Annotated in this window: 23 protein-coding genes; 13 read left to right on the top strand and 10 right to left on the bottom strand. The window is 67.1% G+C overall.

Translation table 11 applies throughout. The annotated features are described in order from the left end of the window. The first annotated feature begins 1 nt into the window (after position 1). Positions 2-2,626: a nitrate reductase gene (locus E4634_RS12015; RefSeq protein ID WP_135444206.1), complete on the top strand. Its 2,625-nt coding sequence runs from the start codon at positions 2-4 to the stop codon at positions 2,624-2,626. A gap of 18 nt (positions 2,627-2,644) precedes the next feature. On the opposite strand, the gene E4634_RS12010 is transcribed toward E4634_RS12015, so the two are convergent. The 3 genes from E4634_RS12010 to E4634_RS12000 all read right to left on the bottom strand — a co-directional run bounded on the left by E4634_RS12010 (position 2,645) and on the right by E4634_RS12000 (position 7,954). Continuing rightward, entirely contained in the window at positions 2,645-4,531 is a 1,887-nt protein-coding gene (locus tag E4634_RS12010; RefSeq protein WP_135444204.1) for a 5'-nucleotidase C-terminal domain-containing protein, read from the bottom strand. Positions 4,532-4,652: 121 nt separating this feature from the next. After that, positions 4,653-5,750 carry a purine nucleoside permease gene (locus E4634_RS12005; protein WP_135444202.1) on the bottom strand — a complete coding sequence of 366 codons (1,098 nt, stop codon included), beginning with the start codon at positions 5,748-5,750 and terminating at the stop codon, positions 4,653-4,655. Between the two features lie 47 nt (positions 5,751-5,797). After that, entirely contained in the window at positions 5,798-7,954 is a 2,157-nt protein-coding gene (locus tag E4634_RS12000) for a TonB-dependent receptor (protein ID WP_135444200.1), read from the bottom strand. 188 nt (positions 7,955-8,142) lie between these two features. Between E4634_RS12000 and E4634_RS11995 the strand changes: the two genes are divergently transcribed. The 6 genes from E4634_RS11995 (at position 8,143) to E4634_RS11970 (ending at position 14,291) form a co-directional block, all read left to right on the top strand. Further along, entirely contained in the window at positions 8,143-9,549 is a 1,407-nt protein-coding gene (locus tag E4634_RS11995) for an amidohydrolase family protein (RefSeq protein ID WP_135444198.1), read from the top strand. 4 nt (positions 9,550-9,553) lie between these two features. After that, positions 9,554-10,447, top strand: a complete 894-nt coding sequence (locus E4634_RS11990; RefSeq protein WP_135444197.1) for a DMT family transporter — start codon at positions 9,554-9,556, stop codon at positions 10,445-10,447. Between the two features lie 150 nt (positions 10,448-10,597). Further along, the gene (locus E4634_RS11985) at positions 10,598-11,986 is read left to right on the top strand and encodes a hypothetical protein (protein ID WP_135444195.1); all 1,389 of its coding nucleotides are present in this window, start codon (positions 10,598-10,600) and stop codon (positions 11,984-11,986) included. Between the two features lie 37 nt (positions 11,987-12,023). After that, positions 12,024-12,644 (top strand): fumarylacetoacetate hydrolase family protein, encoded by a 621-nt coding sequence (locus E4634_RS11980; protein ID WP_135444193.1) that lies wholly within the window; start codon positions 12,024-12,026, stop codon positions 12,642-12,644. Positions 12,645-12,755: 111 nt separating this feature from the next. Beyond that, positions 12,756-13,283, top strand: coding sequence for an HNH endonuclease (locus E4634_RS11975; RefSeq protein WP_135444522.1), 528 nt, complete (start codon positions 12,756-12,758; stop codon positions 13,281-13,283). Positions 13,284-13,379: 96 nt separating this feature from the next. Then, on the top strand, positions 13,380-14,291 hold the full coding sequence (locus E4634_RS11970) for a hypothetical protein (protein WP_135444191.1): 912 nt from the start codon (positions 13,380-13,382) through the stop codon (positions 14,289-14,291). On the opposite strand, the gene gcvT is transcribed toward E4634_RS11970, so the two are convergent. Beyond that, complete coding sequence (gene gcvT / locus E4634_RS11965; protein ID WP_135444189.1) at positions 14,276-15,385, bottom strand: glycine cleavage system aminomethyltransferase GcvT; 1,110 nt, start codon at positions 15,383-15,385, stop codon at positions 14,276-14,278. The two genes, E4634_RS11970 and gcvT, sit on opposite strands and share 16 nt — an antisense overlap. A 123-nt stretch (positions 15,386-15,508) precedes the next feature. Between gcvT and E4634_RS11960 the strand changes: the two genes are divergently transcribed. From E4634_RS11960 to E4634_RS11950, 3 genes are all read left to right on the top strand, one after another. Then, positions 15,509-16,045 carry a shikimate kinase gene (locus tag E4634_RS11960; RefSeq protein ID WP_135444187.1) on the top strand — a complete coding sequence of 179 codons (537 nt, stop codon included), beginning with the start codon at positions 15,509-15,511 and terminating at the stop codon, positions 16,043-16,045. Positions 16,046-16,347: 302 nt separating this feature from the next. Continuing rightward, complete coding sequence (locus E4634_RS11955; RefSeq protein ID WP_135444185.1) at positions 16,348-16,563, top strand: PA3496 family putative envelope integrity protein; 216 nt, start codon at positions 16,348-16,350, stop codon at positions 16,561-16,563. A 110-nt stretch (positions 16,564-16,673) separates the two neighbouring features. Further along, positions 16,674-16,880, top strand: a complete 207-nt coding sequence (locus E4634_RS11950; protein WP_135444183.1) for a type II citrate synthase — start codon at positions 16,674-16,676, stop codon at positions 16,878-16,880. A 3-nt stretch (positions 16,881-16,883) separates the two neighbouring features. Here E4634_RS11950 and mtnA read toward each other — a convergent pair whose 3' ends face one another. Genes mtnA through E4634_RS11935 form a run of 3 tightly spaced genes read right to left on the bottom strand, consistent with a single transcriptional unit; the run spans position 16,884 to position 20,228 of the window. Next, complete coding sequence (gene mtnA / locus E4634_RS11945) at positions 16,884-17,984, bottom strand: S-methyl-5-thioribose-1-phosphate isomerase (RefSeq protein ID WP_135444181.1); 1,101 nt, start codon at positions 17,982-17,984, stop codon at positions 16,884-16,886. A 14-nt stretch (positions 17,985-17,998) separates the two neighbouring features. Beyond that, a complete protein-coding gene (locus tag E4634_RS11940) occupies positions 17,999-18,856 on the bottom strand; it encodes a hypothetical protein (protein WP_135444179.1) in 858 nt (285 codons plus the stop codon). 22 nt (positions 18,857-18,878) lie between these two features. After that, complete coding sequence (locus tag E4634_RS11935) at positions 18,879-20,228, bottom strand: glutamine synthetase family protein (RefSeq protein WP_135444177.1); 1,350 nt, start codon at positions 20,226-20,228, stop codon at positions 18,879-18,881. Between the two features lie 125 nt (positions 20,229-20,353). Here E4634_RS11935 and E4634_RS11930 point away from each other — a divergent pair, with 125 nt between their 5' ends. The 3 genes from E4634_RS11930 (at position 20,354) to epmB (ending at position 23,647) form a co-directional block, all read left to right on the top strand. Then, on the top strand, positions 20,354-21,649 hold the full coding sequence (locus tag E4634_RS11930; protein WP_135444175.1) for an NAD(P)/FAD-dependent oxidoreductase: 1,296 nt from the start codon (positions 20,354-20,356) through the stop codon (positions 21,647-21,649). A gap of 17 nt (positions 21,650-21,666) precedes the next feature. Continuing rightward, complete coding sequence (locus E4634_RS11925) at positions 21,667-22,548, top strand: lysophospholipid acyltransferase family protein (RefSeq protein ID WP_135444173.1); 882 nt, start codon at positions 21,667-21,669, stop codon at positions 22,546-22,548. A gap of 85 nt (positions 22,549-22,633) precedes the next feature. Beyond that, positions 22,634-23,647, top strand: a complete 1,014-nt coding sequence (epmB, locus tag E4634_RS11920) for an EF-P beta-lysylation protein EpmB (RefSeq protein ID WP_135444171.1) — start codon at positions 22,634-22,636, stop codon at positions 23,645-23,647. A gap of 24 nt (positions 23,648-23,671) precedes the next feature. On the opposite strand, the gene E4634_RS11915 is transcribed toward epmB, so the two are convergent. The 3 genes from E4634_RS11915 to E4634_RS11905 are packed head-to-tail and all read right to left on the bottom strand — an operon-like array spanning position 23,672 to position 25,872. Continuing rightward, a complete protein-coding gene (locus E4634_RS11915) occupies positions 23,672-24,469 on the bottom strand; it encodes a hypothetical protein (RefSeq protein ID WP_135444169.1) in 798 nt (265 codons plus the stop codon). 3 nt (positions 24,470-24,472) lie between these two features. Continuing rightward, positions 24,473-24,691 (bottom strand): hypothetical protein, encoded by a 219-nt coding sequence (locus E4634_RS11910; protein ID WP_135444167.1) that lies wholly within the window; start codon positions 24,689-24,691, stop codon positions 24,473-24,475. Between the two features lie 5 nt (positions 24,692-24,696). Continuing rightward, positions 24,697-25,872, bottom strand: coding sequence for an alkaline phosphatase PhoX (locus E4634_RS11905; protein WP_135444165.1), 1,176 nt, complete (start codon positions 25,870-25,872; stop codon positions 24,697-24,699). Between the last annotated feature and the right edge of the window lie 2 nt (positions 25,873-25,874).

Below are 25,874 nucleotides of genomic sequence, written 5' to 3'. Positions count from 1 at the left end.
TATGCCCAACTGCAATACAACCTGCCCCTACTGCGGCGTCGGCTGCGGCGTCACCGCGCAGCTTGCCGGGGGACAGGTCAGCGGTGTCTTGGGGGACGGGGACCACCCGGCAAACGCCGGCCGCCTGTGCGTAAAGGGGACTGCACTGGCTGAAACACTCGGCGACGAGGGCCGGCTCCTCCACCCCGTTCTGGCAGGGCACCGGGTGTCCTGGCAGGCGGCCATCGCCGCGCTCGGCAGCAAGCTGCAGGAGGCGCGCGAACGGCACGGCCCCGACGCCATCGCGTTCTACCTGTCCGGGCAGCTGCTCACCGAGGACTACTACGTCGCCAACAAGCTGATGAAAGGCTTCCTCGGCAGCGGCAACGTCGATACCAACTCGCGGCTGTGCATGTCCTCCGCGGTGGCCGCGCACAAGCGCGCCTTCGGTGAGGACGTGGTGCCCTGCACCTACGCGGACGTCGAGGACTGCGACCTGCTGGTGATGGTCGGCTCCAACGCCGCCTGGACCCACCCGGTGGTCTACCAGCGCATCGAGGCGGCGAAGCAGGCCAACCCGGGCAAGCGCATCGTGGTGATCGACCCGCGGCGCACCGCCAGTTGCGACCTCGCCGACCTGCACCTGCAATTGCTGCCGGGCACGGACGCTTTCCTGTTCGCCGGCCTGCTGCGCCACCTGGCGAACAACGGCGCACTGGACCGCGCGTTTATCGACGCCCACACCAGCGGTCTCGACGCCGCACTGGATGCCGCCGGCAACCTCGACGCAGCCGGCGTGGCCCAGGTCACCGGCCTCGATGCACAGGAGGTGGCGACCTTCTACGACTGGTTCACCGCCACCGAGCGCACCGTGTCGATGTTCTCCCAGGGTGTGAAGCAATCCGCCACCGGCACCGACAAGTGCAACGCCGTCATCAACTGCCACCTGGCGACCGGACGCATCGGCCGGCCCGGCATGGGACCGTTCTCGATCACCGGCCAGCCCAACGCGATGGGCGGACGCGAAGTCGGCGGCCTGTCCAACCAGCTCGCCGCGCACATGGACTACGACCCCGCCGACGTCGACCGCGTGGCGCGCTTCTGGGGCGCCACCGACATGGCCGCCGGCCCTGGCCTGAAAGCAGTCGACCTGTTCCAGGCCGCCGCCGACGGGCACATCAAGTTCCTCTGGATCATGGCCACCAACCCGGCGGTGAGCCTGCCGGACAGCGCCCTGGTGCGCCGCGCCCTGGCGCGCTGCGAGTTCGTGGTGGTCTCCGACTGCACTGCACAGACCGACACCGCGGCCTTTGCCGACCTGCTGCTGCCGGCGGCGCCCTGGGGCGAGAAGGACGGCACCGTGACCAACTCCGAGCGGGTCATCTCGCGCCAGCGCCAGCTGGTGCCCGCGCTGGGCGAGGCGCGCCCGGACTGGCTGATCGTCACCCAGGTAGCGCGCGCCCTGGGCCTGGGCGAACACTTCGACTACCGCGGCCCGGAGGCGATTTTCCGCGAGCACGCGGCGCTCTCCGCGTTCGAGAACAACGGCAGCCGCGCCTTCGACATCGGCGCCCTGGCGCAGCTGGACGACGCCCAGTACGCGGCGCTGGCACCAGTGCGCTGGCCGCTCCCCGCTTCCGGGCCGGCGATCGAACCGTTCTGCGACGGACGCTTCTTCACCGCCGACGGCCGCGCCCGCATCGTGGCCGTGCAACCGCAGGCGCCGGCGCCGGGCGAGGGCATGACCATCAACACCGGCCGCTTCCGCGACCAGTGGCACACCATGACGCGCACCGGCCGTGTGCCGCGCCTGTCCCAGCACCGCGACTTCTTCAGCATTTCCCTGAACCCATCAGACGCTGCGCAGCTGGGCCTGGCGGAGGGCGACCTGGTGGAAGTGGGCAACGCCCAGGGTGTCGTGCGCGGGCTGGCCACGCTGGACCCGGGCATCGCCCGCGGCCAGAGCTTCGTACCCATCCACTGGAGCGGCCAGTTCACCGCCGCCGGCGGCGCCAGCAACCTGATCCCGGCAATCACCGACCCATACTCGGGCCAGCCGCAGTCGAAGTTCGCCCACGCCAGTATCGCGCCCTGCGCGGTGGCCAGCTGGGGGCTGTTGTTCAGCCGCGAGCCGCTGGTCATGGAGCTGGCCTACTGGTCGCGCATCGCGGTGAGCGGCGGCTACCTGACCCTGCTGGCGGATACCGCGGCGCCGGCAACGGTCTATGCGCAACTGGCGCGCGAGCTGGGCGCGGATTGCGAGCGCGCCGGTTACGAGGACAGCGTGGGCGGCGACTGGCGCGAAGTCGGCCGGCGCGGCGACACGCTGCACTACGCGTTGTTCTTGAATCGCTCCCGCGACGCCCTGCCGGAGCGCGGGTGGATGACCGGCCTGGGCAGCGAAACCCCGGCTGCGGGCGAATGGCACCAGTTACTGGCCGGCTTCAGCGCCGAACGTGAGTCCGCGGGCAAGCTGGTGTGCAGTTGCTGGGAGGTGGGTGAAACGCAGATCGCGCGCGCCATCGAGGCCGGTGCGGATTCGGTGGAAACACTGGGCGCAGCCTTGCGCTGCGGTACCCAGTGCGGTTCGTGTATCCCTGAGTTGCGCCAGTTGCTGGATCAGGCGCGCGAGGATTGCGCGGCCTGATCCAGGACCGGCCCTGACTCAGAAGCCGACGCAGTCGCTGCTGGTAGCGTGGTCGCAGCCGTCGGTGCCGACGTAGCTCTTCGTGCTGTACTCATCAAGCGGCAACTTGGTCAGCGGCAGGCCGAGTTCGGTCAGCGCCTCCACGTAGTCGATGAAGCCCTGGGCGTACTCGGTCAGCGTATCCACGTAGTCACCCGCATTGAAGATCTCGCCGAAGGTGGCATAGCCGTCCTGGCCTGAGGCGATGAAGTCGTTGGTCACCACGGTGTAGGTCGCACCGGGATCAATCGACGTCCAGGTACCGGCGACACGCGGGTTCACTTCCACGTTGCTCACCCGGGCACCCTTGCTCATGCTGGCGTCCACGTCGTAGCGGATACCCGAGGCGTAGGGGTAGGAGCCGGTGGAACCACCTTCCACATCCAGCGCGTTGGACAGCGCGTCCTCCAGCACGTCGACAATCTCCTGGCCGGTCATCTCCAGGGTGACCAGGGTGTTGGAGAACGGCAGCAGGGTGAAGGCATCGGCGATGGTGAAATCGCCCTCGGCGACGTCCACGCGCACGCCGCCGCCATTCTGGATGGCGAAGTCGGCGGTCGGGGTGACCTGCATGAAGGCCTTGGCGACGATGTTGGAGATGTCGGAACCGTTGGCATAGGTCGCGGACGGGTCACAGATGGTGCTGCGCTGCTGGCCGGGGAAACGCTCCAGGCACAGGTCCTCGGCGACGCTGCCGATCACGGTCTGCTCGAGTACTTCCACCTGCGCGTTGAAGCCGTCGAGCAGGGCGGCGGTGGCGCTGTCCTCGTTGACCACGGCGAACTCGAAGTTCTTGGCCAGGGCGACCTGCACCTGGAAGCGGTCGAAGCCGCTCAGCGATTTGCTGCTGCCGTCGCTGTCCTCGTAGACGAAGTCGCGGTCGATCGGGGCGACCGGGGTGCCGCGGCAGCTGCGCACCTTGCCCTCACCGTCGAAGAACACTTCCATGCGGCCGAGCAGGTGGGCGTATTCCCAGGCCTGGCCGATACACACCATGTCGCCGTCGGCGTTGGTTACCTGGGTCGGGTAGGGACCGGCAACCGGGAAGCCGATGTCGTCCAGTGCTTCGCCGTCGAGCAGGGTGTGGGAGTCGCCGTCGATGATCACGTCGACACCGGACAGCTGGGCGGCCAGTGACAGGTCGTTGCCGTACTGGTAGTGGGTGAGCAGGATGATCTTGTTGATGCCCTGCTCTTCCAGTTCATCGATGTACAGTTGCGCGGTGGTCATCTCGTCGAGGAACTCGGTATCCGGGTCCGGCTGCGAGGAGACCTTGGTCTTCTGCGCGATCTCGATACCGATGATGCCGATCTTCTGGCCGTCGCGCTCGACGATGGTGTACGGCTCGATCATGCCCTGGATAGGCGATTCCGGGCCGGGCACGACGTTGGCGCCGAGTACCGCGGTGTCGCAGTTGGAGCTGCCGCCGAGGTAGTCGAGGAAGTTGGCCAGGCCGGCGTCGCCGTCGTCGAATTCGTGGTTGCCGAGCTCGAAGGCGTCGAAGCAGATCTGGTTCATCATCACCGCATCCGCCTCGCCCTTGAACAGGCTGTAGTACAGGGTGCCGGTGATGGCGTCGCCGGCATGCAGTTTCAGCGTGTTGCTGAACGGCGTGTCGTAGCGATCGAACAGGCTGACCAGCAGGGGGAAGCCGCCGTAGGTTACCTCCACTTCCTGGATCGGCGAACCATCAGCGAGCTCAGTGCGCAAGTCCAGTGCACTGACGTCGAAGTCGAAGCTCTCGGCAGCGAGGTGCGAGTGGTGGTCGTTGATGTGCAGGATCTGGATATGCAGCGGATCGTCGGCCAGCGCAGTGACGCTAAGCCCCATCAAACCGGCGGCAAACAGCCCGGTAGCTCGTTTCATCTGGGAATCTCCATAAAATGCTGGATGTGCGAAACCCGCCCCCCGGGGGAAGCGAGCGCAGCTCTCACATTTATCGCAGCAAGAAATGAACCAGATGTGACTGTTTTATGAAGCTGCGATGTCAGGGGGCCGGCTGCGGCGTCTGCTCGCGGTAGGTGTCCCAGTTGTCGAGGATAACCTGTACCACCTTGCTGCCGACGAGGTAGGCGTTCTCCAGCGCGGCGTCGAGGCCGGCGTAGCTGTCGTGCTGTTCCTGGCGCAGGTAGTCTGCGGCGGTAACCCCGGGCGGGGGCAGGGTGAAGTTGGAGGCAGTGCGCAGCACCAGCACGCGATCCTTGTCGACCTTGCCCGCCGCGTCCAGGTAGGTGAGCGACTGGTAGGTGCCGGTGTCCTCCATCGCGGAACTCACGAACTCGCCCTCACCGCGGGTCCAGTAGTCCACCCAGCGATTGGCCCAGTCGTTGAGCATCTCGCCGTGCCAGAAGGTCATGGCCGCGAGCTGGTCGCCGACCAGCACGAAAGGTTCGCGCTGGGCCACCGGGTAATCGACGTAGAGGTCGCGGGTGGCGGCCAGGGAGGGGTGGTCGGGCAGGTCCATGTCCGCGGTCAGGCGGTAGGCCCAGTCGACCAGTGCGGGATTGAGTTCGAAGGCCTCACCGAGGCTGTACTCCAGGCGCGCGGGATCATCCGGGCCCTGGCTGAACAGCGGGAAGTAGCCGTCGGGCCAGTCCGCGGGTTTTTCCCGGGCGTCGATCTCGTGGGACAGGTCGCCGTCCACCAGGAAGCGCGCCCAGGCTACCGAGCCGAGGGAGGCGTCCGCCGGGTCGAAGCCGGAGATGCCGGCCACCAGCCAGTAGGCGCGACTCAGGTCGAAGCGCGGGTCCAGGCCCAGGGCCATGACGCTGGCCGCGGCGTTGGCGGTGCCCATGCCGGTGACGATACCGATCACCCCGGTGTCCGGGTTGGCCAGGATATCGTGGTGCATATGCGGCGCCGGGTACACCGTGTCCAGGTCCTGGCGCTCTTTCCAGCGCTGGAACTCGCCGGCCTTGTCGCCGGTGTCCTCGCCGGTCTCGAACATGGTGACCACCACCACCTTGACCTCCATCGGCGAGGCCGGGGCGGTCGCAGTGACACTGGAACCGGTTTGCGGTCCGGCGGCGCAGGCCGCCAGGCCGAAGGCGAGGGCCACCACGGCCCCCAGTGCGGATAGTCTCATCGGCAGTCTTCCCGTTCGGTGTGGCCGGGCGATGGCCCGGCCCCGGATCAGAACTGGATGCCGATCGACATACCGTAGACGCGCGGCTCGTTGGTGAAGCCGGTCAGGTTGTTGAAGTCGATGGCACCCTGCACATTTTCCTCATCGGTGATGTTACGCCCGAACAGCGCCACTTCAAGCCCGAGGTCGATACGCCGCCAGCCCATGCGCAGGCCGCCCTCGTACTGGTCGTCGGTGACGAACTCCTTGGCCTCGTAGAGGAAGATCTGGGTTTCACCCTGATAGGCCCAGTCGGTGAAGAAGAACAGCTCGTTCTCCGCGTTGATCGGCTGGGTGTAGCTCAGGGTGAAGTTGAAGGTGGTCTCCGGCGCGTTGGGGAACGGGTTGCCGTCGATCAGCACGAAACCGTCCGCATCCACCGGGTTGGTGATGGTGCAGGCGCCGCTGCCGCAGCCGCCGACGCGCAGGGTGTCGTCGTCGATCTCGGTGTCGGCGTAGGAGGCGCCGAAGGTCAGCACCAGGTTCTCGGTGGGCGACCACTCGACGTCCAGTTCCACGCCCATGCCGATGCCGGTGTCGGCGTTGATCAGCTGGATCGAGTTGCTGGTACCGCCGACCGCGGTGAACTGCATGTCCTCCACTTCGTAGTAGAACAGCGCCGCGTTGTAGCGCAGGCTGGAGGCGAGCTGCGCCTTGTAGCCCACCTCGATGGAGGTGATGGTCTCGGAATCGGCGATGGAGGGCGGCGAACCGAAGGCCACGTCGCGGCCCTGGATGGTCGGGGCGCGGAAGCCGGAGCCGCCCTTGATCCAGGCCAGTGAGCTGTCGGTGAAGGCGTAGGACAGGGCGATGTCACCGCTGACCTGCTCGTCGGAGGCCTCCTCGTCGTAGCCCGGCGCGGTGAAGTCCTTGTCGTCGTCGGTGTAGCGCAGGCCGGCGGTCAGGGTCAGCGCATCGGTGAGGGCGTAATCACCCTGGCCGAATACCGCCCAGCTGGTGTTGTCGTGGGTCACCGTGGTCGCCGGGGCGAAGAACGGGTTGGTCTCCACGTCCAGGGTGGAATCGAAGTAGAACGCGCCCACCTGCCAGTTGAAGGTGGCACCGCCGTTGTTGGCCAGGCGCACTTCCTGGGTGAACTGCTCGACGTCGGCGGAGTCCTGGGTCTGCGAGTTGAACGGGATGAAGCCCGGTCCCATGTAGGGCAGGTAGACGGCGCCGAAGCCGCCGTCGATGTCGCCCAGGCTGTAGCCATCGGCCTCTTCGTAGGCGGTGATGGAGGTCAGGGTCACGCCGCCGAAGTCGTAGTCGAGCTGCAGGCTGTAACCGGTGTTCTCGTACTCCTGCGGGTTGTTGTCGCCCTCGTCGAAGTACACCGTCTCGCGGTCGTAGTTCTGGTTGAGGTCGTTGCTGCCCGGGTCGAAGATATTGGCGCGGAACAGGGCGGAGGTGCCGTCCAGGTCGCGGTAGTGGGCGCCGGCCAGGATGCTCAGGCTGTCGGTGGGATCGAACAGCAACCAGCCTTTCACCGCGTTCTCGTTGAAGCCGCCGGTGGCGTCGCTCTCGCCGGTGAAATCGTTGTCGATGAAATCCTCGCGGTTTTGCGAGAACACCGCGATGCGCCCGGCGACCTTCTCTCCCAGGCCGCCGCCGATGGCGCCTTCGAAGTTGGTGGTGCCCAGAGTACCGACGTCGACACGCGCGTAGCCCTCGGTCTCGTAGGTGGGCAGGTTGGAATCAAACTTGACGATACCCGCGGTGGTGTTGCGGCCGAACAGTGAGCCCTGCGGGCCGCGCAGGACTTCCACCTGCTTGATGTCGAACAGCGGGAAGCTCTTCAGCACCACGTTTTCCTTGACCACCTCGTCCATGACCACGGACACCGGCTGCGAGGCGGCCAGGTCGAAGTCGATGTTGCCCAGGCCGCGAATGTAGAAACGCGGCGCCACGCGACCATTGGAGGATTCGATGTACAGGCCTGGCACCCGCGCGGAGAGTGCGCGCACGTCGGCGCCACCTTCGAACAGCGGAGTGAAGTTCTCGCCCGACAGGGTGGCGACGGAGATCGGCACGTCGAGCAGCCCCTGCTCGCGCTTCTGCGCGGTAACGATGACTTCCTCGAGCTGGGCGTGGGCCGGAACGGCGGTGCCCAGCAGTGAACCGAGGGCGGCGGCGATGACGAGACGTGGGGTGGTAATGGGCTGCATGGAATCTCCCTGCTCTGCAGTACTGGGATACGCGGAAAGTGTTGGAAAAGTATGGAAATGCCAAGGATAGGCACACGCCGTGCCAATCCAACCCCTGCGACCCCGGCAAGGCAAAAATTACCGGAATTCATTCCGGAGGGCGGCCGGTGCTAAGCTAGGCCGGATTGCCTTCCTGCGGAGATTCCCCCTTGCGATTCCATCGAGTGCTTCTATTGGTGCTGGCGACCTGTTTTGGTGCATCGGCCCGCGCCGCCGACGTCGACCTCATCGTCTACGGCGACTACCTGCTGAGCATGGTGCCCGGCGAGGCGGTGCTTGAAGATGCCGCTATCGCCATCCGCGGCGACAGCATCGTCGCTGTCGGTGCACGCACCGATATCGACGCCGAATACAGCGCGCCGCGCAGCATCCCCGGTGCCGACCGGGTGATCCTGCCCGGCCTGGTCAACGGCCACACCCACACCAGCATGACCCTGTTCCGCGGCATGGTCGACGACCTCGACCTGATGACCTGGCTGCAGCAGTACGTGTTCCCCATGGAGGGCCGCTTCGTCACCCCCGAGTTCGTGCGCACCGGCAGCGAACTGGCCTGCTGGGAGATGATCCGCGGCGGCACCACCACCTTCGTCGACATGTATTTCTACCCGGACGAGATCGCCGGCGTGGTGCAGCGCTGCGGCCTGCGCGCCGTCATCGGTGCACCGCACATCGATTACCCCAGCCCGGGCTTCGAGGGCTGGGACGACTCCTTCGCCGCGGCGCGGGACTTCGTCGGCCGCTGGCAGGGCAAGGACCCGCGCATCACACCCGCCTTCGCCCCCCACGCGCCCTACACGGTCTCGCCGGAGCACCTGCAAGACACGGTCGCGGCGGCGCGCAAGGCAGGGGCACCCATCACCATGCACCTGGCCGAGGCGCCCGCGGAGAGCGCCTATGTAAGTGAGCACTTCCAGACCACTCCGATCAAGCACGTCAAGGGCCTGGGCATGTTCGAGACGCCGCTGATCGGGGCGCACATGATCCAGCTGGACGCCGAGGACATCGCCCTGGTGGCGGCCGGACCGGCACCGGTGGGGGCGGTGCACAACCCCACCTCGAACATGAAGCTGGGCGCGGGTATCTCGCCGGTGCCGGCGATGCTCGCGGCGGGCATCAACGTGGGCCTGGGTACCGACGGCGCGGCCTCCAACAACGACCTCGACCTGTGGGAGGAGATCCGCCTCGCCGCGCTGCTGCACAAGGTCGCCAGCGGCGACCCCACCGCGCTGCCCGCCCCCGAGGCGCTGGCCATGGCCACCCGCACTGGCGCCGCGGCCATCGGCCTCGGCGAGTACATCGGCCAGCTCAAGCCCGGCATGCAGGCGGACCTGATCCAGGTCGACCTGGGCAAGACTCGCCACCAGCCGCGCTACGACATCGTCTCCCACCTGGTCTACGTGCTGGACAGCACCGACGTGCAGACCACGGTGGTCGCCGGGCAGGTATTGATGCGCGACCGCCAGGTGCAGACCATCGACGAGGCCGCCCTGCGCAAGGCGGTGGCGAAGGCCGCGGACGGCATCCGCGCGGCCCTGGCGGCCCCGGCGGAAGGCTGACGCCGTGACCCGCCAGCAGCTGTTCGGCGTCGCCATCATCTCGGTGCTGATGCAGTCCACCGTGCCGGTGCTGGTGAAGTCCACCGAGGCCAACGAGTTCGCCATCGGCTGCTTCCGCCTGGCGGTGGCGATTGCCGGCATAACCCCGCTGGTACTGCTGCGCGGGCGACTGCTGGCGCTGAGCCGGCGGCAGTGGCTGCAACTGGTAATCATCGGCGCCACCTTTGGCGCGCACTGGCTGCTGTACTTCTTCAGCATCAAGCTGGCCACCGCGGCGATCGCCGCGCTCACCATCACCACCTACAGCGTGCAGTACCTGATCCTCGCCTGGCTGTTCAACGGCGAGCGCGTGGCGCCCTTCGAGTGGCTGGCAATCGGCCTGTGCTTCACCGGCTGCCTGGTGGTATCGCCCGGGTTCAGCCTGGAAAACCAGGTCTCCCTGGGCATCGCTATCGGCCTGTGCAGCGCCCTGTGCTACGCGGCGCTGCCGCTGCTGCACCAGCGCGCCCACGGCGTCGGCACCCTGGAGCGCACCTGGGGTCAGTTCTTCTTCGCGCTGATTATCTTCCTGCCGGTGCTGGGCGAGGCCAACTGGTCGGATCTGGCCTCGCCGGACTACTACAAGCTGATCACCCTGGGCGTGGTCAGCACGCTGTTCGCCCACGGCCTGTGGGTGAAGACCAGCACCGAGCTGCCGGCGCTGTACTCCAGCATGATCTACTACCTGTACCTGCCCGGCGCACTGATCGGCAGCGCCGTGTTCCTGGACGAACCGTTCACCCCGCGCAAGATCCTCGGTGTCAGCCTGGTGCTGGGGGCGAGCGTCGGGCTCACCCTGTATCGCCTGTTGCGCGCGCGGCGTCTGGCGCGCATCGAGGCGGGGCTCGAGTCCCGGTAACAGGTAAGCTGGCCCGCCAGCGGCTGGACCACAAGGATATTTCACCGGATACTGACCGACTGCCGCACCCGCTTCGCGGACTGGCCCCTCCCCGGGACAGACCGCCGCAGCACCCGCAATCCACCGCCAACGGAGCCACCCGTCACCGCAATGACCGCGTCACCGCCCCGCCGAAAACCGACCCTGGAATCACTCGCCTGGCGCACCACGCCGGGCATTCTCGGCCACCACCCGGCGACCCCAGAGACCATTCACGCCCTGCTCGGCTACTACCTGGGGGACCGCGGTTCGCCCTCGCCCTACCCGGGCCGGGACATGCTGCTGGACGGCAGCCTGTTCGACTGGGGTGTGGCCCCGCCGCTGGAAAAAGTCATCCACGGGCCGGACGAACTGGAGCTGCTGCTCGGCCTGCCCGAGGTCTACCGGCAGAGCGTGCACGTGGTCGAGCCGTGGCAGAACGTGGGCATCAACCTGCAGGGCGAGGCGGTGCGCGCGTCCAAGAACATCGCCTACATCCTGCAGCAGGTGGCGGACGCCGACAGCATCCTCTACCCGCTGTGGCAAAGCGGCGTGTTCAACGCGCGCCGCATGGCCCACACCATGAGCGCCGGCATCGCCACCGTGGTGCAGGGCGGCAACCCCTCCGCCTACGACCCGGACAGCTTCGCCGGCTCCCAGGCGAGCCTGGACAATATGCTGGAGCTGGTCGACGAACTGCTGTTGCGCCGCTCCACCGACAGCGGCCCGGGCATCTTCATCTGCCTCGGCCACCAGCTGGCGGCGACCTCGCACATCCGCCTGTTGCGGCGCGCAGTGGGTGAGATTCTCGCCACCGCGCAGCTGCCGCTGGACAACAACGGGCGCATCCTCACCAATCTCAAGCGCGTGGCCAGCCTGATCCGCGACATGGGCGAGAACCTGGTGGTGATCAAGGGCGGGCGGGGAATCGCCCGCGGCTGGGGCGACCGCTGCTTTGCCGTCGCGCCCAACGAACAAGCGGAAATCGGCGAGCGCGAACTGGTGCCCTACGGCGCCCACGGCCGCAACGACCACATCCCCGCGGAACTGCACGACACCCATGCGCTGGTGGCGGACGACCTCGAGGGTGTGATCGACACCATGATGCGCTCCGAGCGCTCACTGAACATTTCCATGTTCCACGGCGACGAGGTCAACGAGGAGGCGGCCCTGTTCGCCAGTTGGGCCTACAAACTGCTGCACGACACCCTGGTGCCGGTGCGCTACCAGGTGGCGGTGACGCCGCTGGCCTGGCTGCTGAGCCTGCCCTACGCCATCGAGATCCTGTCGCAGACCTGCGTCGGCGGCGACGACTGGACCGAGGTCTCCACCACCTGCATCTACTACAAGGACTGGGAGACCCGCGCCATCCGTCGCTCGTTCACCTGCCAGTTCCACCCGGAGCTGATGGCGGACATCCGCGACATCGGCAAGCGCGACGGCCCGCGCTACGCGGAACTCAAGGACAACGACGGCGCGCGGCTGCTGGTGCGCCTGCTCTACCACGGTATGCAGGAGTAGCCCCGCACACCGCCAAGCCCAACCGGAGAACCACCACATGCACAGCGTGAGCGTCGATGGCCGCAAGGTCACCCCTTCCAAGATCGTCTGCGTGGGGCGCAACTATGTCGCCCACATCGCGGAACTGGGCAACGAAGTGCCCGACGCCATGGTGGTGTTCGGCAAACCCAACTCGGCGATCGGCGACACCCTGTACGCCTCGCTCGGCGGCGAACCACTGCACTACGAGGGCGAGATCGCGCTGCTCATCGAGAACGGCGCGGCGGTGGCCGCGGGCTTCGGTCTGGACCTGACCAAGCGCGGCCTGCAGTCCAAACTCAAGGACAAGGGCCTGCCCTGGGAGCGCGCCAAGGCCTTCGACGGCGCCGCCCTGTTCAGCCCCTTCGCCGCCATCGACGACGCCGAGGAACTCGCGGTGGAACTGGACGTGGATGGCGCGGCGCGCCAGCGCGGCGACGTCTCGCTGATGATGTACTCGCCAGCCACCATCCTCGAGGAACTGGCGGGGTTCATCACCCTGGAGGACGGCGATATCGTGATGACCGGCACCCCGGCCGGCGTCGGCGCGGTCAACCCGGGCGAGACTTTCACCGGCCGCGTCTTGCAGCGCGGCAAATTACTGACACAGGCCAGTTGGGTGGCGGACGCCGGGAGCTGAACCGCACCGCCCGGCGGCCTGCAATTGGCGATTGTGGTCGTCACGGTTTTGCAGTAGCGTATTCGCGGAACCTGCAAGTGGGAGTCCCCAGCCTTGATCCTCCGACTGGATATGGCGGGCCAGCCACGCGGCTGGATCACCATTCAGGAGGCAGTATCTGCCTACGCGAAAGGCGATGTCGTTTATGGCATCGGGGACACGCTTCCCCCAATTTTCGGCGGCACCCAGCGCCTCACCGGCCAACGCTCCCGCATCGACCTGCAACCGATCATCGCCACCGCGGGCCGCATCGTCTGCGACTTCTCCCCTCCCCTGTGCAACCGCACCCTGTTCCGCCGCGACGACCACCGCTGCCTGTACTGCGGCGACCAATACACCCGCGGTGAACTGACCCGCGACCACGTGGTGCCGACCTCGCGCGGCGGCGCGGACAAGTGGGAAAACGTGGTCGCAGCCTGTCGCCGCTGCAACTGGGCCAAGGACAACATGACGCCGGAAGAGGCACACATGCCACTCCTCGCGGTGCCCTTCCGCCCCAACCCCTTCGAGTGGCACTTCCTGGCCAAGGACCGCATCCTAGCGGACCAGATGCAGTACCTGTCCCGGCAGTTTCGCGCCAAGCGGGATTGGGCGCACTGACTCCGTTGATCTTTCCTCGCTACCGGGCTCCGAGGTGGTGACGAGGGTGGGCTGCACGGCCTGACTGCCGCCCACCCGCCCCGGTGAAACGGCCGCATGCGCCGCCGCGTTTTCAGGCTGCTGCGGAACTCGACCAAAAGTCGCTGCGCGATTTTTTTGGGACTCGGACAGGCCTCGCAGAAAGCCCCTGAAAACGCGGCGGCGCAAAAGCGGCGGCCTGATTGTTTCACCGGGGCGGGTGGGCGCCAGCCAGGCCTTGGGTCGGGGACACTTTTCACCTTCGCGGAAGACGAGAGTTTTCGCGAACTGGTTCTGCGCGGTGGTTTGGGGAGCAATCGACTGGAAAGGCTGTACCGAGATTGCGCGATGGAGTCCGTTGGTGGCGTGCAGGCGCTGGCGAAACAATCAGGCCGCCGCTTTTTGCGGAGCCGTGTCAGCGGGAGCTTTCTGCGAGGACTGTCCGAGTCCCAATTTTTCGCGCAGCGAAAAATGGTCGAGTTCCGCAGCAGCCCGCTGACACGGCGGAGCTTGCGGCCGTTTCGCCGGCGCCTGCACGCCGCCAGCGGACGGCGGGCATCGAAAGCACCCATAAAGGGCTCTGACCCCGAGAATGCGCTTTTCACCTTCGCCGATGACGAGAGTTTTCGCGAACTGGTTCTGCGCGGTGGTTTGGGGAGCAATCGACTGGAAAGGCTGTACCGAGATTGCGCGATGGAGTCCGTTGGTGGCGTGCAGGCGCTGGCGAAACAATCAGGCCGCCGCTTTTTGCGGAGCCGTGTCAGCGGGAGCTTTCTGCGAGGACTGTCCGAGTCCCAATTTTTCGCGCAGCGAAAAATGGTCGAGTTCCGCAGCAGCCCGCTGACACGGCGGAGCTTGCGGCCGTTTCGCCGGCGCCTGCACGCCGCCAGCGGACGGCGGGTATCGAAAGCCTCCGCGCCTGGTCCCCCAGGGAAATCAAAAGCGCCCAAAAAGGGCTCTGACCCCCGGGAAGGTCAGCCGCGGAAATAGCGCTGCGGTACGAAGGGCATCTTCGTGACAGTCACCGCCACCGCCTTGCCGCGCACGTCGACACTCAGCGCAGTGCCGATGCCCCCGAATTCACGCTCGATATAGGCCATGGCGATAGGCCCGCCGAAGCTGGCGCCAAAGGCCGCGGAGCAGACCTCGCCGATGCGCTCACCATCCGCGTTGAGTACCGCCTGCCCCTCGCGCACCGGGCGCTTGCCGTCGACGGCGAGGCCGACCCGGCGGTGGGCGGGCGGCGTCGCCAGATGGGCGAAGATCGCATCCGCGCCCGGGAAACCACCGGCGCGCGCGCCGTCAGGGCGGCGGCATTTCGCGATCGCCCAGGTCAGGCCCGCTTCGACCGGGGTGATCTCGGTGTTAAGTTCGTGGCCGTAAAGACACAGGCCCGCCTCCAGGCGCAGGGAGTCGCGGGCGCCGAGGCCGATGGGTTCGACGGCGTCGCAGGCGAGCAGGCGCCGGGCGATGGCCTCGGCGTCGGCATTGGCGGCGGAGATCTCGAAGCCGTCCTCGCCGGTGTAACCGGAGCAGGTGATGTAGACCTCGCTGTCGCCGATGCGCGTGTGGCAGCCCTGCAGGAACACCAGTTCAGCGGCCGCGGGGCACAGCTCGGCCATCACCGCGCGGGCCCCTGGCCCCTGCAGCGCCAGCAATGCGCGCTCGGCCAGTACCTCGACCTCGCAGCCGGTGAGACCGGCCTGCAGGTGGGCGATGTCCTGCGCCTTGCAGGCCGCGTTGACCACGAGGAAGAAGCAGTCGTCCGACCAGCGCGTGACGATCAGGTCGTCGAGCACGCCGCCGGTCTCGTTGGTAAACAGGGTGTAGGTCTGGCGGTGCTCGCCGAGGCCTTCAAGGTCCGCCGGGACCAGGCGCTCGAGCGCCGCCGCGGCGTCCGCACCGCGCACCAGCACCTGGCCCATGTGCGAGACGTCGAACAGGCCCGCCTGTTCGCGGGTGTGCTGGTGCTCGCGGATGATTCCCGCGGGGTACTGCACCGGCATGTCGTAGCCCGCGAAGGGCACCATTTTGGCACCCAGTTCCAGGTGCAGGTCGTGCAGGGGCGTGGTCAGCAGGTCCATGGGCGCTCCAGGGCAGGGGGCGGAAAAAGCGCCACTCTACCCACAGGTACCGGCGCCCGCAACCCGCCCGCTGGCGGCCGCGCGCCGGCTGCCGGATAATGCCGCGAAGCACGAGGAGAAGCCATGTACAGCGACAGTATCAGCCTGATCGGCATGCCCGGCGCGGGCAAAAGCAGCGTCGGCGTGCTGCTGGCCAAGCTCACCGGCCTGCGCTTCCTGGACACGGACCTGGACATCCAGGTGCGCGAGGGGGCAAGCCTGGAGGACATCCTGCAGGGCAGGGGCTACCGCTACCTGCGCCAGGTCGAGGAGGCGGTGCTGCTGGAGATCGACCTCAATCAGGCGGTGATCGCCACCGGCGGCAGCGTGGTCTATAGCGAGGCGGCGATGGCGCGCCTGCACGCGCTGGGTCCGGTGGTCTACCTGCGCGCGGACCTCGACACCCTCGAAGCCCGGGTTGCCAGTGCGCCGCCGCGGGGTATCGCCAACGATACCGGCCAGGGCTACGCGGAGGTCTTCGCCGAGCGCACGCCCCTGTACGAGCGCCATGCGGACCTCACCGTGACCGTGGATGCCGCTTCAGGCCAGCCCGAGGATGTCGCCGCGCGTATCGTGCAGCTGCTGTCCAACACCCCGCGGACGCGTCCGGACACGCAGTGAACTGCGTCACAAATCTGCAAACTCGCTGTCACAAGCGGTATTTGCCAGGATTTCCCGCTGGCACGCGGATTGCAATTCCCATCCCAGGGTGGCCCGCCGCAAAGACCTTATATAAGGGCGCAACACGGATGTTGCACACCGTTTCGGGATGGCCATGGAGGGCGGCGGGCCACCCAATTTTGTGCAAAATTGACTCCCAAAAACTATTCGCCAATATCCCCAATATTTGATTTACTCCGCGCTATGGCAGGCCTATTTTCTGCCTGAGGTTATCTTGGATATAAATCATCGGGAGGTGATTTATGGGAGAGCGCAGCCAGGAATCATCGTCGGATCTCGACGACTTCTTTGAGCCCATTTTCAGCGACATGTCCGACGAGGACATGGACGACATGACACCCGTTGTCTCCGACAAGCAGCGGCTTGCGGAAAAGCGTCGTCGCGCCGAACAGCGGCTGGAGCAAAAACGGCTCCGCGAGGAGCTGGGTTACTACGATCTGGAGCTGGGCGATTTTTAAGTTGTCCCGCAGCTGATCGACATTTCACCTGTTGCCGCCGGGCATTCCGGCGGTAAACTCTTCGCACATCCCCAATTTCCCCATACACCCCGAGCGGAGAGCCCGTAGTAATGCCTGAAGTCAAACGCGAAGTGCGTCCCATCGAAGTGAACTACGTCTGCGACGCCTGCGGCCAGGGCATGATGAGCCAGTCCGGGGCGATGGACCCGCAAACCGGGGACATCGAGCACAGCTGCATGATCTGCAACCACAAGCAGACCTTCCAGTGGCGCCCCTACCCGCGCATCGACCACATCGGTATCGACGAGAAAATCTAGGGTTTACCCGGCCCCCAGCGCCTTACGCAATCGCGCCAGCCCCTCCGGGCTGGCGGCGAATACGCCGTGCTCGGTGATCAGGCCCTGCACCAGCCGTGCAGGGGTGACGTCGAAGGCGGGGTTGGCGGCGCGGGTTGGCTCCGCGGCCAGGCGCACCGACTGGTTCGCGCCGCTGGCATCCACGCCGCTGGCCCACAACACCTCGCGCGCATCGCGCTCCTCGATGGGGATTTCCGCACCGCAGGCACACTCCCAGTCGACGGTGGAGGCGGGCAGGGCGACATAAAACGGCACGCCGTTGTCTGCGGCGGCCAGCGCCTTCAGGTAGGTGCCCACCTTGTTGCACACGTCGCCGTTGGCGGCGGTGCGGTCGGAGCCGACGATCACGCAATCCACCTGCCCCGCGCGCATCAACTGGCCGCAGCTGTTGTCGGCGACCACGGTGCACGGCACGCCGGCCTGCTGTAATTCCCATGCGGTGAGGTGGGTGCCCTGGTTGCGCGGGCGGGTCTCGGACGCCCACACGTGCAGCGGCAGGCCCGCCGCATGGGCCTTGTACACCGGCGCCAGTGCCGTGCCCCAGTGCACCGTGGCGAGGCGGCCGGCGTTGCAGTGGGTCATCACCTGCAGCGGGCGCTGCGCGCTGCAGCCCAGCACCCGGGCCAGTTCCTGCAGAATGGCCAGGCCGTGGTCACCGATGCTCGCGCAACTGGCAATCTCCGCCTCGCGCAGCGCAATCGCGCTGTCCAGCGCGGCCGCGGCACGCTGCCCCGGCGGCAGCGGGGCAACCGCCTGCGCCACCACATCCAGGGCCCAGCGCAGGTTGACCGCTGTGGGCCGGGTTGCCAGCAGGGTCGCGCGGGCGCTGGCCAGCGCCGCATCCGAGGCGTCGCAGGCCAGGGCATGAGCGAGACCGAAGGCGGCGGTAATGCCAATCAATGGCGCCCCGCGCACCTGCATCGCGCTGATCGCGTGGCAGTAGTCGTCAAGGGTGTGCAGGCGCAGCCAGTGCAGGGTGTGCGGCAGCAGGGTCTGGTCGATGATCTCCACCGCGGCGTCCCGCACGTTCCAGCGCAGGCTCGCCAGTGCCTCGTCGTTGGCCATCGCTTCCCCCCGGTTCAGGCCGGCGCCCGACCGGCGGCCGCGCGCGTGTGCTCGCTCTCGTACTGCCATTCAAACACGTTCATCTCGATGAAGATAAACGCGAACAGCCACAGCGCCGCATCCCAGAAGTCGAGGAAGTCGCCGTCGACACCCCAGTAGGCGGCGGCCAGGAACAGCGTGGCGTAGACCACGAACTTGATCGCGCGCATCAGGCGCAGGGTATGCGGGGAGAGCTCTCCGCGCAGCTGCATGCGCACCTCCACCTCGAGCACGATCACCACCAGCAGCCAGGCGGCGGAGTTGATCACGTCAGTCCAGGCCAGCCAGCGCGCGCTGCGCAGGGTGTCGGGTTCGGCGATGATGGGGAAGCCGTCGAGGCGCAGGACCTCGCCGCCGATGGCGGCGCAGTTACTGGCATCCAGCGGCACGTATTCATCCAGGTCGACCAGCAGGGATAACCCTTCCGCCCGGGCGCAGGCGTCGAAGCCGGATAACGCCGTCGCCCGGTACAGGTCCGCCAGTTCGGCGTAGTAGCCGGTAAAGGCGTAGAACACGGCCACGTAACAGACCAGCCGGATGCCGTGCAGAGCCCATTTCACCGGGCCGTGGATGCGGCTGTCGTCGAGGACCGAGGTCTCCAGTTCAAACAGGATGAGCAGCACCAGCCAGGCGGCGGTGTCGATGGTCGCCGAGAACACCTGGATGGCCTCGGACCAGGCGAAGCCGTCGACAAAGGTGTGCTCCAGCGCGCGCAACTCCTCGTCGAGGAACAGCCAGACGTTGAGCGCCAGCAGCAGGTAGACGAGGTATTTGACCGCGGTAAACAGCCGGTAGCGGGCGGCACTGCCCAGAAAGTTGTCCTGCCCGACCATGCCCTTCCCGCCCCGGCTGCGCTCAGACCTGCAACAGCAGGTGCTCACGCTCCCAGGAGGAAATCACGCGGTTGAATTTCTCGAACTCGTCGCGCTTGACCGCCGCGTAGGCCTTGAGGAACAGGCCGCCGAACACCTCGCGCACCTCCGGCGAGTTGCCGAGGTTGCGCAGGGCCTCCTCCAGGGAGCGCGCCACCTCGACCTCGTCGTCGTTGGCGGTGCCCTGGTGCGGCGCACTGGGCTGCAGGCCGCGGCGCATGCCGAGCAGGCCGGAGGCGAGGGTCGCGGCAATCGCGAGGTAGGGGTTGGCGTCCGCGCCGGGGAAGCGGTTCTCCACCCGGGTGGCCGCCGGGCTGGACTCCGGCACGCGGAACGCAGTGGTGCGGTTGCCGACGCCCCAGTTGACGTTGATCGGCGCCGCGATGTCCGGCGCCAGGCGGCGGTAGGAATTCACGTTGGGCGCGTAGAAGGAGATCAGCTCGGGGGTGTAATGCTGCAGACCGGCGATATAGGACAGGAACGCCTCGGTGTGACGGCCCTCGGCGTCGGCGAAGATATTCTCGCCGGTATCCGCACGCACAATACTCTGGTGGATGTGCAGCGCGCTGCCCGCGTCGTTCTGCATCGGCTTGGCCATGAACGTGGCGTACACGCCGTGCTTGTGCGCAGTCTCGCGCACCGTGCGCTTGAAGGAAAACACCTGGTCCGCCAGCGACATCGCGTCGCCATGGACGAAGTTGATCTCCATTTGCGCCGCGCCGTTTTCGTGGATCAGGGTGTCCACCGCCAGTTCCTGGGCCTCGGCGTAGTCGTACATGTCCTCGACGAAGTCCTCGAACTCGGCGACGGCGTCGATGCTGTAGGACAGGCGCGAGGTCTCGCGGCGGCCGGAGCGACCGCTGGGCGGTTCCAGCACGTAGTCCGGGTCGAGGTTGCGCGCCACCAGGTAAAACTCGACCTCCGGTGCGATCACCGGTACCAGGCCATCCTCGGCGTACAGGTCCAGCACCTTGCGCAACACGTTGCGGCAGGACAGCGGGTGGGCCTCGCCCGTCATGGTGTAGCAGTCGTGGATGATCTGCGCGGTGGGTTCGCGAGCCCAGGGCACCAGGCGCATGGCGCTGGGATCGGGCTCGAGCAGCATGTCGGCGTCGGTGGGCTCGACCAGTTCCCAGTGATCTTCGCAGTATTCGCCGGTGACGCTCTGTACGAGGATGCTTTCGGGGAGTTTCGGTTTGCCCATGGTCAGGAACTGGTGGGCGGGGATGAACTTGCCGCGGGCGTTGCCCGTCATATCCGGCACCAGCACCTCCACTTCGGAGATCTGGTGCTTCTTCAGCCAGTCCTGGATGATTTTTGTGTCGGTACTCATACAGTACTCGTGTTGCCGCGATGATTGAGTATCGCGGCGAATCCGCGCCGCTTCAAGAGCCCCGCCTGCGCCTTAACCCATTGGTGTTATGAACGCGCCAGCGCGCGAAACGGTATATTTCGACCATGCAAGCGCCCAATCAAGACAGCACCCACCCGAATTCCTGGTACGCGGCCTCGGCCAACCAGCAGCTGGAGTTTCCCCGGCTGCGGGGCCGCGCGCGCACCGATGTCTGTGTCATCGGCGGCGGTTACACCGGCCTCTCCGCGGCCCTGCACCTGCGCCAGCGTGGCTACGAGGTCACCCTGCTGGAGGCCAATCGCATCGGCTGGGGCGCCTCCGGCCGCAACGGCGGGCACGTGGGTACCGGCCAGCGGGTGGACCAGGCCAGCCTGGAGCAGATGGTCGGCCTGGAGCACGCCAGGGCGCTGTGGGACCTCGGACTCGAGGCGGTCGAGCTGGTCTGCGAACTGATCGAGCGCCACGCCATAGACTGCGAACTCAAGCAGGGCAACCTGCACGTGGCCGCCAAGGCCAGCGAGCGGGCGGGCCTGGCCGAAGAAGCGGAACACCTGGAAAAAACCTACGGCTACAGCCAGGCGCGCTACGTGCCGCCGGAAGAACTGGCGCAGATGACCTCGGGCCAGGGTTTCCACGGCGGCCTGCTAGACATGGGCGCGCGCCACCTGCACCCGCTCAACTATGCACTGGGCCTGGCCCGGGCGGCGGCAGAGGCCGGGGCGCAACTGCATGAGGAGAGCCGCGTGCTGTCCTACAGCGAGGGCGAACGGGTCAGTGTGCGCACCGAGCACGGCGAGGTCGACGCGCAATACCTGGTGCTGGCCTGCAACGGTTACCTCGAGTCGCTGGAGCCGCGCGCCGCCGGGCGCATCATGCCGATCAACAACTTCATGCTGGCCACCGAGCCCCTGGACGAGGCCCTGGCGCGACGGCTGATCCGCGACGACGTATCGATGTCCGACAGCCTGTTCGTCATCAACTACTGGAAGCTCTCCGCCGACAACCGCATGCTGTTCGGCGGCGGCGAATCCTACACGCGCAAGTTCCCCGCCGACATCGGCAGCTTCGTGCGCAAGCGCATGCTGCGCATCTACCCCGAGCTGGCCGATACGCGCATCGACTACGGCTGGGGCGGCACCCTGGCGATCACCCTGAACCGCATGCCGGACTTTGCCCGGCTCTCGCAGCAGGTGTTCTGCGCCCAGGGCTTTTCCGGCCACGGCGTACCCACCGCCACCCTGGCCGGCAAGCTGCTCGCCGAGGCCGTCTCCGGCAGCGCCGAGCGCTTCGACGTCATGGCCCGCGTGCCCACCCCGCGCTTCCCCGGCGGCACCTTGCTGCGCTGGCCCGGCCTGGTCGCCGGCATGTTATTCTTCAGCCTGAGGGACAAGCTCGGCTGAAACATGGAGAAGGCAAGGTGGCGGGTCTACTGGATAAAGACAACCAGCCGCTGAGCGGCGACCGGCTGGCACAACATATCGAAACCGCGCTGGCGATTGAGCCTGCCGCGACCCGGACCGGCTCACTCGGCTACCAGGTCCTGAAGAAGCTGTTCCGCCCGGTGGTCTTCGGTGCGGAAAACCTCCCCGCCAGCCCCGCCCTGTATATCGGCAACCATTCCCTGTTCGCCCTCGACACCCTGGTCTTGTGGCCGCTGATGCAGGCGGAGCTGAACATTTTTGCCCGGCCGATGGCGGACAAGCTGTTCTTCAACGCCGGGCCGGTCGGCGACGCGCTGCTCAAGCGCGGCCTGGTGATGGGCCACCCGGCGGTGTGCGAGGCGCTGATGCGCGAGGGGCAGGACATTTTGCTCTACCCCGGCGGCGCCCACGAGGCGGTCAAGCCGGAGCGCGACCGCTATCAGCTGCTGTGGAAGGAGCGCTACGGCTTCATCCGCCTGGCGGCGAAACACGGCTATACCATCGTGCCGGTGGCCATGGTCGGACCGGACGAATTCTACGACTACCTCTACGACGGCGAGGAACTGCCGGATACAAAGCTCGGCTCGCTGCTGCGGCGCCTCGGCGTTCTCACCGACAACACCCGGCCGGACCTGCTGCCGCCCCTGCCCATGGGCGCGCTGAGTTCGCTGTTCCCCAAGCTGCAGCGCTGCCTGGTCAGTTTCGGCAAGCCGCTGGACCTGTCCCGCTACAAGGGCCGGGTACCGGCGAAAGCACAGCAGAAAAAACTGCGCCAGCAGGTGGCCGACGAAATCGAGAGCGAGATTGCCCGCCTGCTGGTCGAGCGCGAGCGCCTGCAGCACCAGGACGGCCTGTTGCGGCGAATCTTCCGCGCCTGACCCAGGCGACGAGCTATTGGACCTGATCCCGCGAGCCCGGCTTCACTGCTAGAATAGCGGCCCCGCCGCCACCGACGCACAGCACATGACCCCGCAGACCCAAGTGATCGCCACCCCCGGCAGCTGGCAGAGCCAGTTGCGCGAGGTCGTCACCTGTGGCGAAGAACTGCTGCGCCTGTTGGACCTGCAACCCGACGCTGTGGGCCTGAGTACCGCAGCGGCACGCGACTTCCCGTTGAAAGTGCCGCACGCCTTCGTGCGCCGCATGCGCCGCGGCGACCCGCGCGACCCGCTGCTACGCCAGGTACTGGCCAGTGGCGAGGAGATGCTCGCCGTACCCGGTTTCGGCGACGACCCGGTGGGCGAGACCGGGGCCGCCAACCAGCGCCCCGGGGTGGTCAGCAAATATCACGGCCGCGCGCTGCTCATCGTCAGCGGCGGCTGCGCCGTCAATTGCCGTTACTGCTTCCGCCGCCATTTCCCCTATGCCGACAACCGCGTGGCGCGCGGCGACTGGGACGACGCGCTGGCGGCGCTGGCGCGCGACCCGGATATTCACGAGATCATCCTCAGCGGCGGCGATCCGCTGGTCGCCGGTGACCGGCAGCTGGGCGAACTGGTGGATGCGATTGCGCGCATGCCCGGGGTGCGGCGCCTGCGCGTACACAGCCGGCTGCCCGTGGTCATTCCCGACCGGGTGAGCGACGCACTGCTTCAGGCGATCACGCGACCCGGCCTGGACACGGTGATGGTCATCCACGCCAACCACGCCCGGGAGATCGACGCCGACGTCGCCGCCGCCAACACGCGCCTGCGGCAGGCGGGGATTACCGTGCTCAACCAGTCGGTCCTGCTGGCCGGCGTCAACGACACGGCGGACGCCCTGGTGGAGCTTTCCGAGGCGCTGTTTGCCGCCGGCGCCCTGCCGTACTACCTGCACCTGCTGGACCGCGTGCGCGGTGCGGCCCACTTCGAGGTCGGGGAGTCGCAGGCGCGGACCCTGCACCGCGAGATGAGTGCGCGCCTGCCCGGCTACCTGGTGCCGAAACTGGTGCGCGAGATTGCCGGCGCGCCGGGCAAGACCGTGCTCGCAGGCTGAGACCCGCGCAGCGGTACGTGCGGGTCAGGAAAGGGGCAGGACCGGCGCGAACCGGAAGGGCTGCGCCGCACCGGGTTGAACGCTGATGCGTACCGCGTTGAGCATCGGCGCGCCATAGGTCTGCAGGCGCTGGACGTTGGGCGCGCTCTGCGGATAGGGGCGGTCGAGAATGTAAAAGTGGTAATCCCCCTGTAGCAACAACACCGGCCCGCCGAAATCCGCCGCCAGTTCGCCGATCAACGGCCGCAGCCGGGCGAAGCCGTCCGGCACTGGTGAGGGCACGAACATGTTGGCGTGGAAGGCCAGCACTACAGCCGCAGCCTGTCGCTGGTTTGCCTGTGCGAAGGCGTGCTGCAGCCAGGCAACGTCCGCTGCCTCACGGTCCGCGAAGGCGGCCAAATGCACTTCACCGGCTTCCGGTCGCAACCCATTGTTGGAACCGACGATGTGCGCGCTGGCAAAAAGCACGCCGGCGCGCCACCACAAGGCGTTCTCGGGCATGTCCTCCTGCCGCTGCAGCGCCAGTTGCCCACCGCCCTGGTTGCCGTCGCCGGTAAAGAACAGTTCGCGCACTGCGGCCAGGCGCTCCTGCGGGTCGTAGCCGCCGGCATGGCGGGTCCAGCAATCGGTCCACTCGTTGTCGCCGGGTGTGTACACCAGGGGCTGCTTGAAGCGGCGGAAGTCCTCGCGAATGCGCTGCTGGGCGGCGTCGCCGCAATCGGTGCCGCCGCCCTTGGTGTCGCCCACGTGAATGCTGAACACCGGCCGCAGGGCGTTGATAGCGTCGATCAGGGCGTAGTAGGCGGGGTAGTCGTCCGGCACGTTTTAGGCGGTATCACCCAGCACCACGAACTCGAAACCCGGCACGGCGGAAGCGTCGGAAGACTGCGCCGGCACTGCGACTGGCGCCGGCTTATCGGTAGAGGGCTGGTTGTCCTGCGTGGCCTGGCGGTCGACGGGGGACCGGCTATCAATCCCGGCCTGGGTACAGGCGGTGAGCGCGATGCACAACCACGCCAGCAGGACGACGTTGCGCAGGGGCACGCTGCTCAGCCCGCCCGGACTGCGGGGGGAAGCGTCAATTCATAGGTCAGGCCGTCACGGGAACGGCCCGAGGTTCCGCGCTGGGAAGAGAAATACAGGCGGCTGCCGTCGGGGCTGAAGGCGGGCCCGGTAATCTCCGAATCGTCCTGGCCCTGCAGAGTGAGCAGCGGCACCGGCTGGTAGTCCGCGGTGAGGGCGACGATCTGCATGTCGCCGCCATCCTCCGCCACCAGCAGTTCGCCGCCCGGCGCGACTTCGATGTTGTCGACGCCGCTGAGCACCGGTTCATCCACCAGGCTGGCGTCGTAGATGACCGCGAGCCGGCCACTGGCCACCTGCAGCTTCCAGACCCGGTTGTCGTGCTTGGTGGTGAAATAGACATGGCCGTCGTGCCAGACGATGCCCTCGCCGCCGCGAAAGCGCGCTGCCTCCGGCACCTGGTAGCGCAGCGGCTTGCGCGCAGCGCCGACGTCGGACACCGGTTGCCAGCCGAGTTGCATGCCGTCGGCAACCGCGACCTCCAGCAGCCCGGCGGAGAGGTCTCCCCGGCGCTTGGGGTCAAAGCGGTAGAGGCAGCCGTCCGGCTCGTCCTCGGTCAGGTAGGCCAGACCAGTACCCGGGTCGATGGCCACCGCTTCGTGACGGAACGCGCCCAGTGCCGGGCGCGCCACCGCCGGCCGCTTGCCCAATGGGTCGCACTCGTAGACCAGGCCGGTGGCGTGCTCCTCGCAGGACAACCAGGTCTGCCAGGGCGTGCGCCCACCGGCGCAGTTGAGCCTTGTGTCCTCGAGAATCGGGTAGCTGTCCACCAGGCTGCCGTCCGCACCAAAGCGCAGTGCGCCAGCCCCACCGTCGGGGGCGCCCGGCGCATCGGGCAGTTCGCTGTTGGAAACGTACACCCAGCCACCGTCTTCAGTGGCAAAACAGGCGCCGCCGTCCGGCGCGCCGTGCCAGGCGTAGGCGCCACCGTCCACAGCGCTGTGGCGGCTGCGCGCCACGATGCGCAGGGAGGCGCCGCGCGGCAGGACCGCCTGGTGCACTTCGTCGAACCAGGTGTCATCCAGCAGCGGCGCCAGGGCAGCGGCGGACGTAGCACGCCTCGCGGCGGCCAGTGCAGGGGACAGCAGCGGGCTGGCGATGGCCGCCATCAGGGAGTGGCGAAGCAGTTGTCGTCTCTTCATCT

The organism is Mangrovimicrobium sediminis (assembly GCF_004745945.1).
In the GTDB taxonomy this organism is placed as follows: Bacteria; Pseudomonadota; Gammaproteobacteria; order Pseudomonadales; family Halieaceae; genus Mangrovimicrobium; species Mangrovimicrobium sediminis.
The sequence above is the reverse complement of the archived record's forward strand: the minus strand, read 5'-3'. Positions and strand labels throughout refer to the sequence as shown.

Excerpts from the sequence above, each read along its gene's own strand:
- E4634_RS11905 (WP_135444165.1), bottom strand. The coding sequence starts at position 25,872 with ATGAAGAGACGACAACTGCTTCGCCACTCCCTGATGGCGGCCATCGCC.
- E4634_RS11960 (WP_135444187.1), top strand. The coding sequence starts at position 15,509 with ATGTACAGCGACAGTATCAGCCTGATCGGCATGCCCGGCGCGGGCAAA.
- E4634_RS11980 (WP_135444193.1), top strand. The coding sequence starts at position 12,024 with ATGCACAGCGTGAGCGTCGATGGCCGCAAGGTCACCCCTTCCAAGATC.
- E4634_RS12000 (WP_135444200.1), bottom strand. The coding sequence starts at position 7,954 with ATGCAGCCCATTACCACCCCACGTCTCGTCATCGCCGCCGCCCTCGGT.
- E4634_RS11940 (WP_135444179.1), bottom strand. The coding sequence starts at position 18,856 with ATGGTCGGGCAGGACAACTTTCTGGGCAGTGCCGCCCGCTACCGGCTG.
- epmB (WP_135444171.1), top strand. The coding sequence starts at position 22,634 with ATGACCCCGCAGACCCAAGTGATCGCCACCCCCGGCAGCTGGCAGAGC.
- E4634_RS12010 (WP_135444204.1), bottom strand. The coding sequence starts at position 4,531 with ATGAAACGAGCTACCGGGCTGTTTGCCGCCGGTTTGATGGGGCTTAGC.
- gcvT (WP_135444189.1), bottom strand. The coding sequence starts at position 15,385 with ATGGACCTGCTGACCACGCCCCTGCACGACCTGCACCTGGAACTGGGT.
- E4634_RS12015 (WP_135444206.1), top strand. The coding sequence starts at position 2 with ATGCCCAACTGCAATACAACCTGCCCCTACTGCGGCGTCGGCTGCGGC.
- mtnA (WP_135444181.1), bottom strand. The coding sequence starts at position 17,984 with ATGGCCAACGACGAGGCACTGGCGAGCCTGCGCTGGAACGTGCGGGAC.
- E4634_RS11955 (WP_135444185.1), top strand. The coding sequence starts at position 16,348 with ATGGGAGAGCGCAGCCAGGAATCATCGTCGGATCTCGACGACTTCTTT.
- E4634_RS12005 (WP_135444202.1), bottom strand. The coding sequence starts at position 5,750 with ATGAGACTATCCGCACTGGGGGCCGTGGTGGCCCTCGCCTTCGGCCTG.
- E4634_RS11985 (WP_135444195.1), top strand. The coding sequence starts at position 10,598 with ATGACCGCGTCACCGCCCCGCCGAAAACCGACCCTGGAATCACTCGCC.
- E4634_RS11970 (WP_135444191.1), top strand. The coding sequence starts at position 13,380 with ATGCGCCGCCGCGTTTTCAGGCTGCTGCGGAACTCGACCAAAAGTCGC.
- E4634_RS11975 (WP_135444522.1), top strand. The coding sequence starts at position 12,756 with ATGGCGGGCCAGCCACGCGGCTGGATCACCATTCAGGAGGCAGTATCT.
- E4634_RS11930 (WP_135444175.1), top strand. The coding sequence starts at position 20,354 with ATGCAAGCGCCCAATCAAGACAGCACCCACCCGAATTCCTGGTACGCG.
- E4634_RS11935 (WP_135444177.1), bottom strand. The coding sequence starts at position 20,228 with ATGAGTACCGACACAAAAATCATCCAGGACTGGCTGAAGAAGCACCAG.
- E4634_RS11950 (WP_135444183.1), top strand. The coding sequence starts at position 16,674 with ATGCCTGAAGTCAAACGCGAAGTGCGTCCCATCGAAGTGAACTACGTC.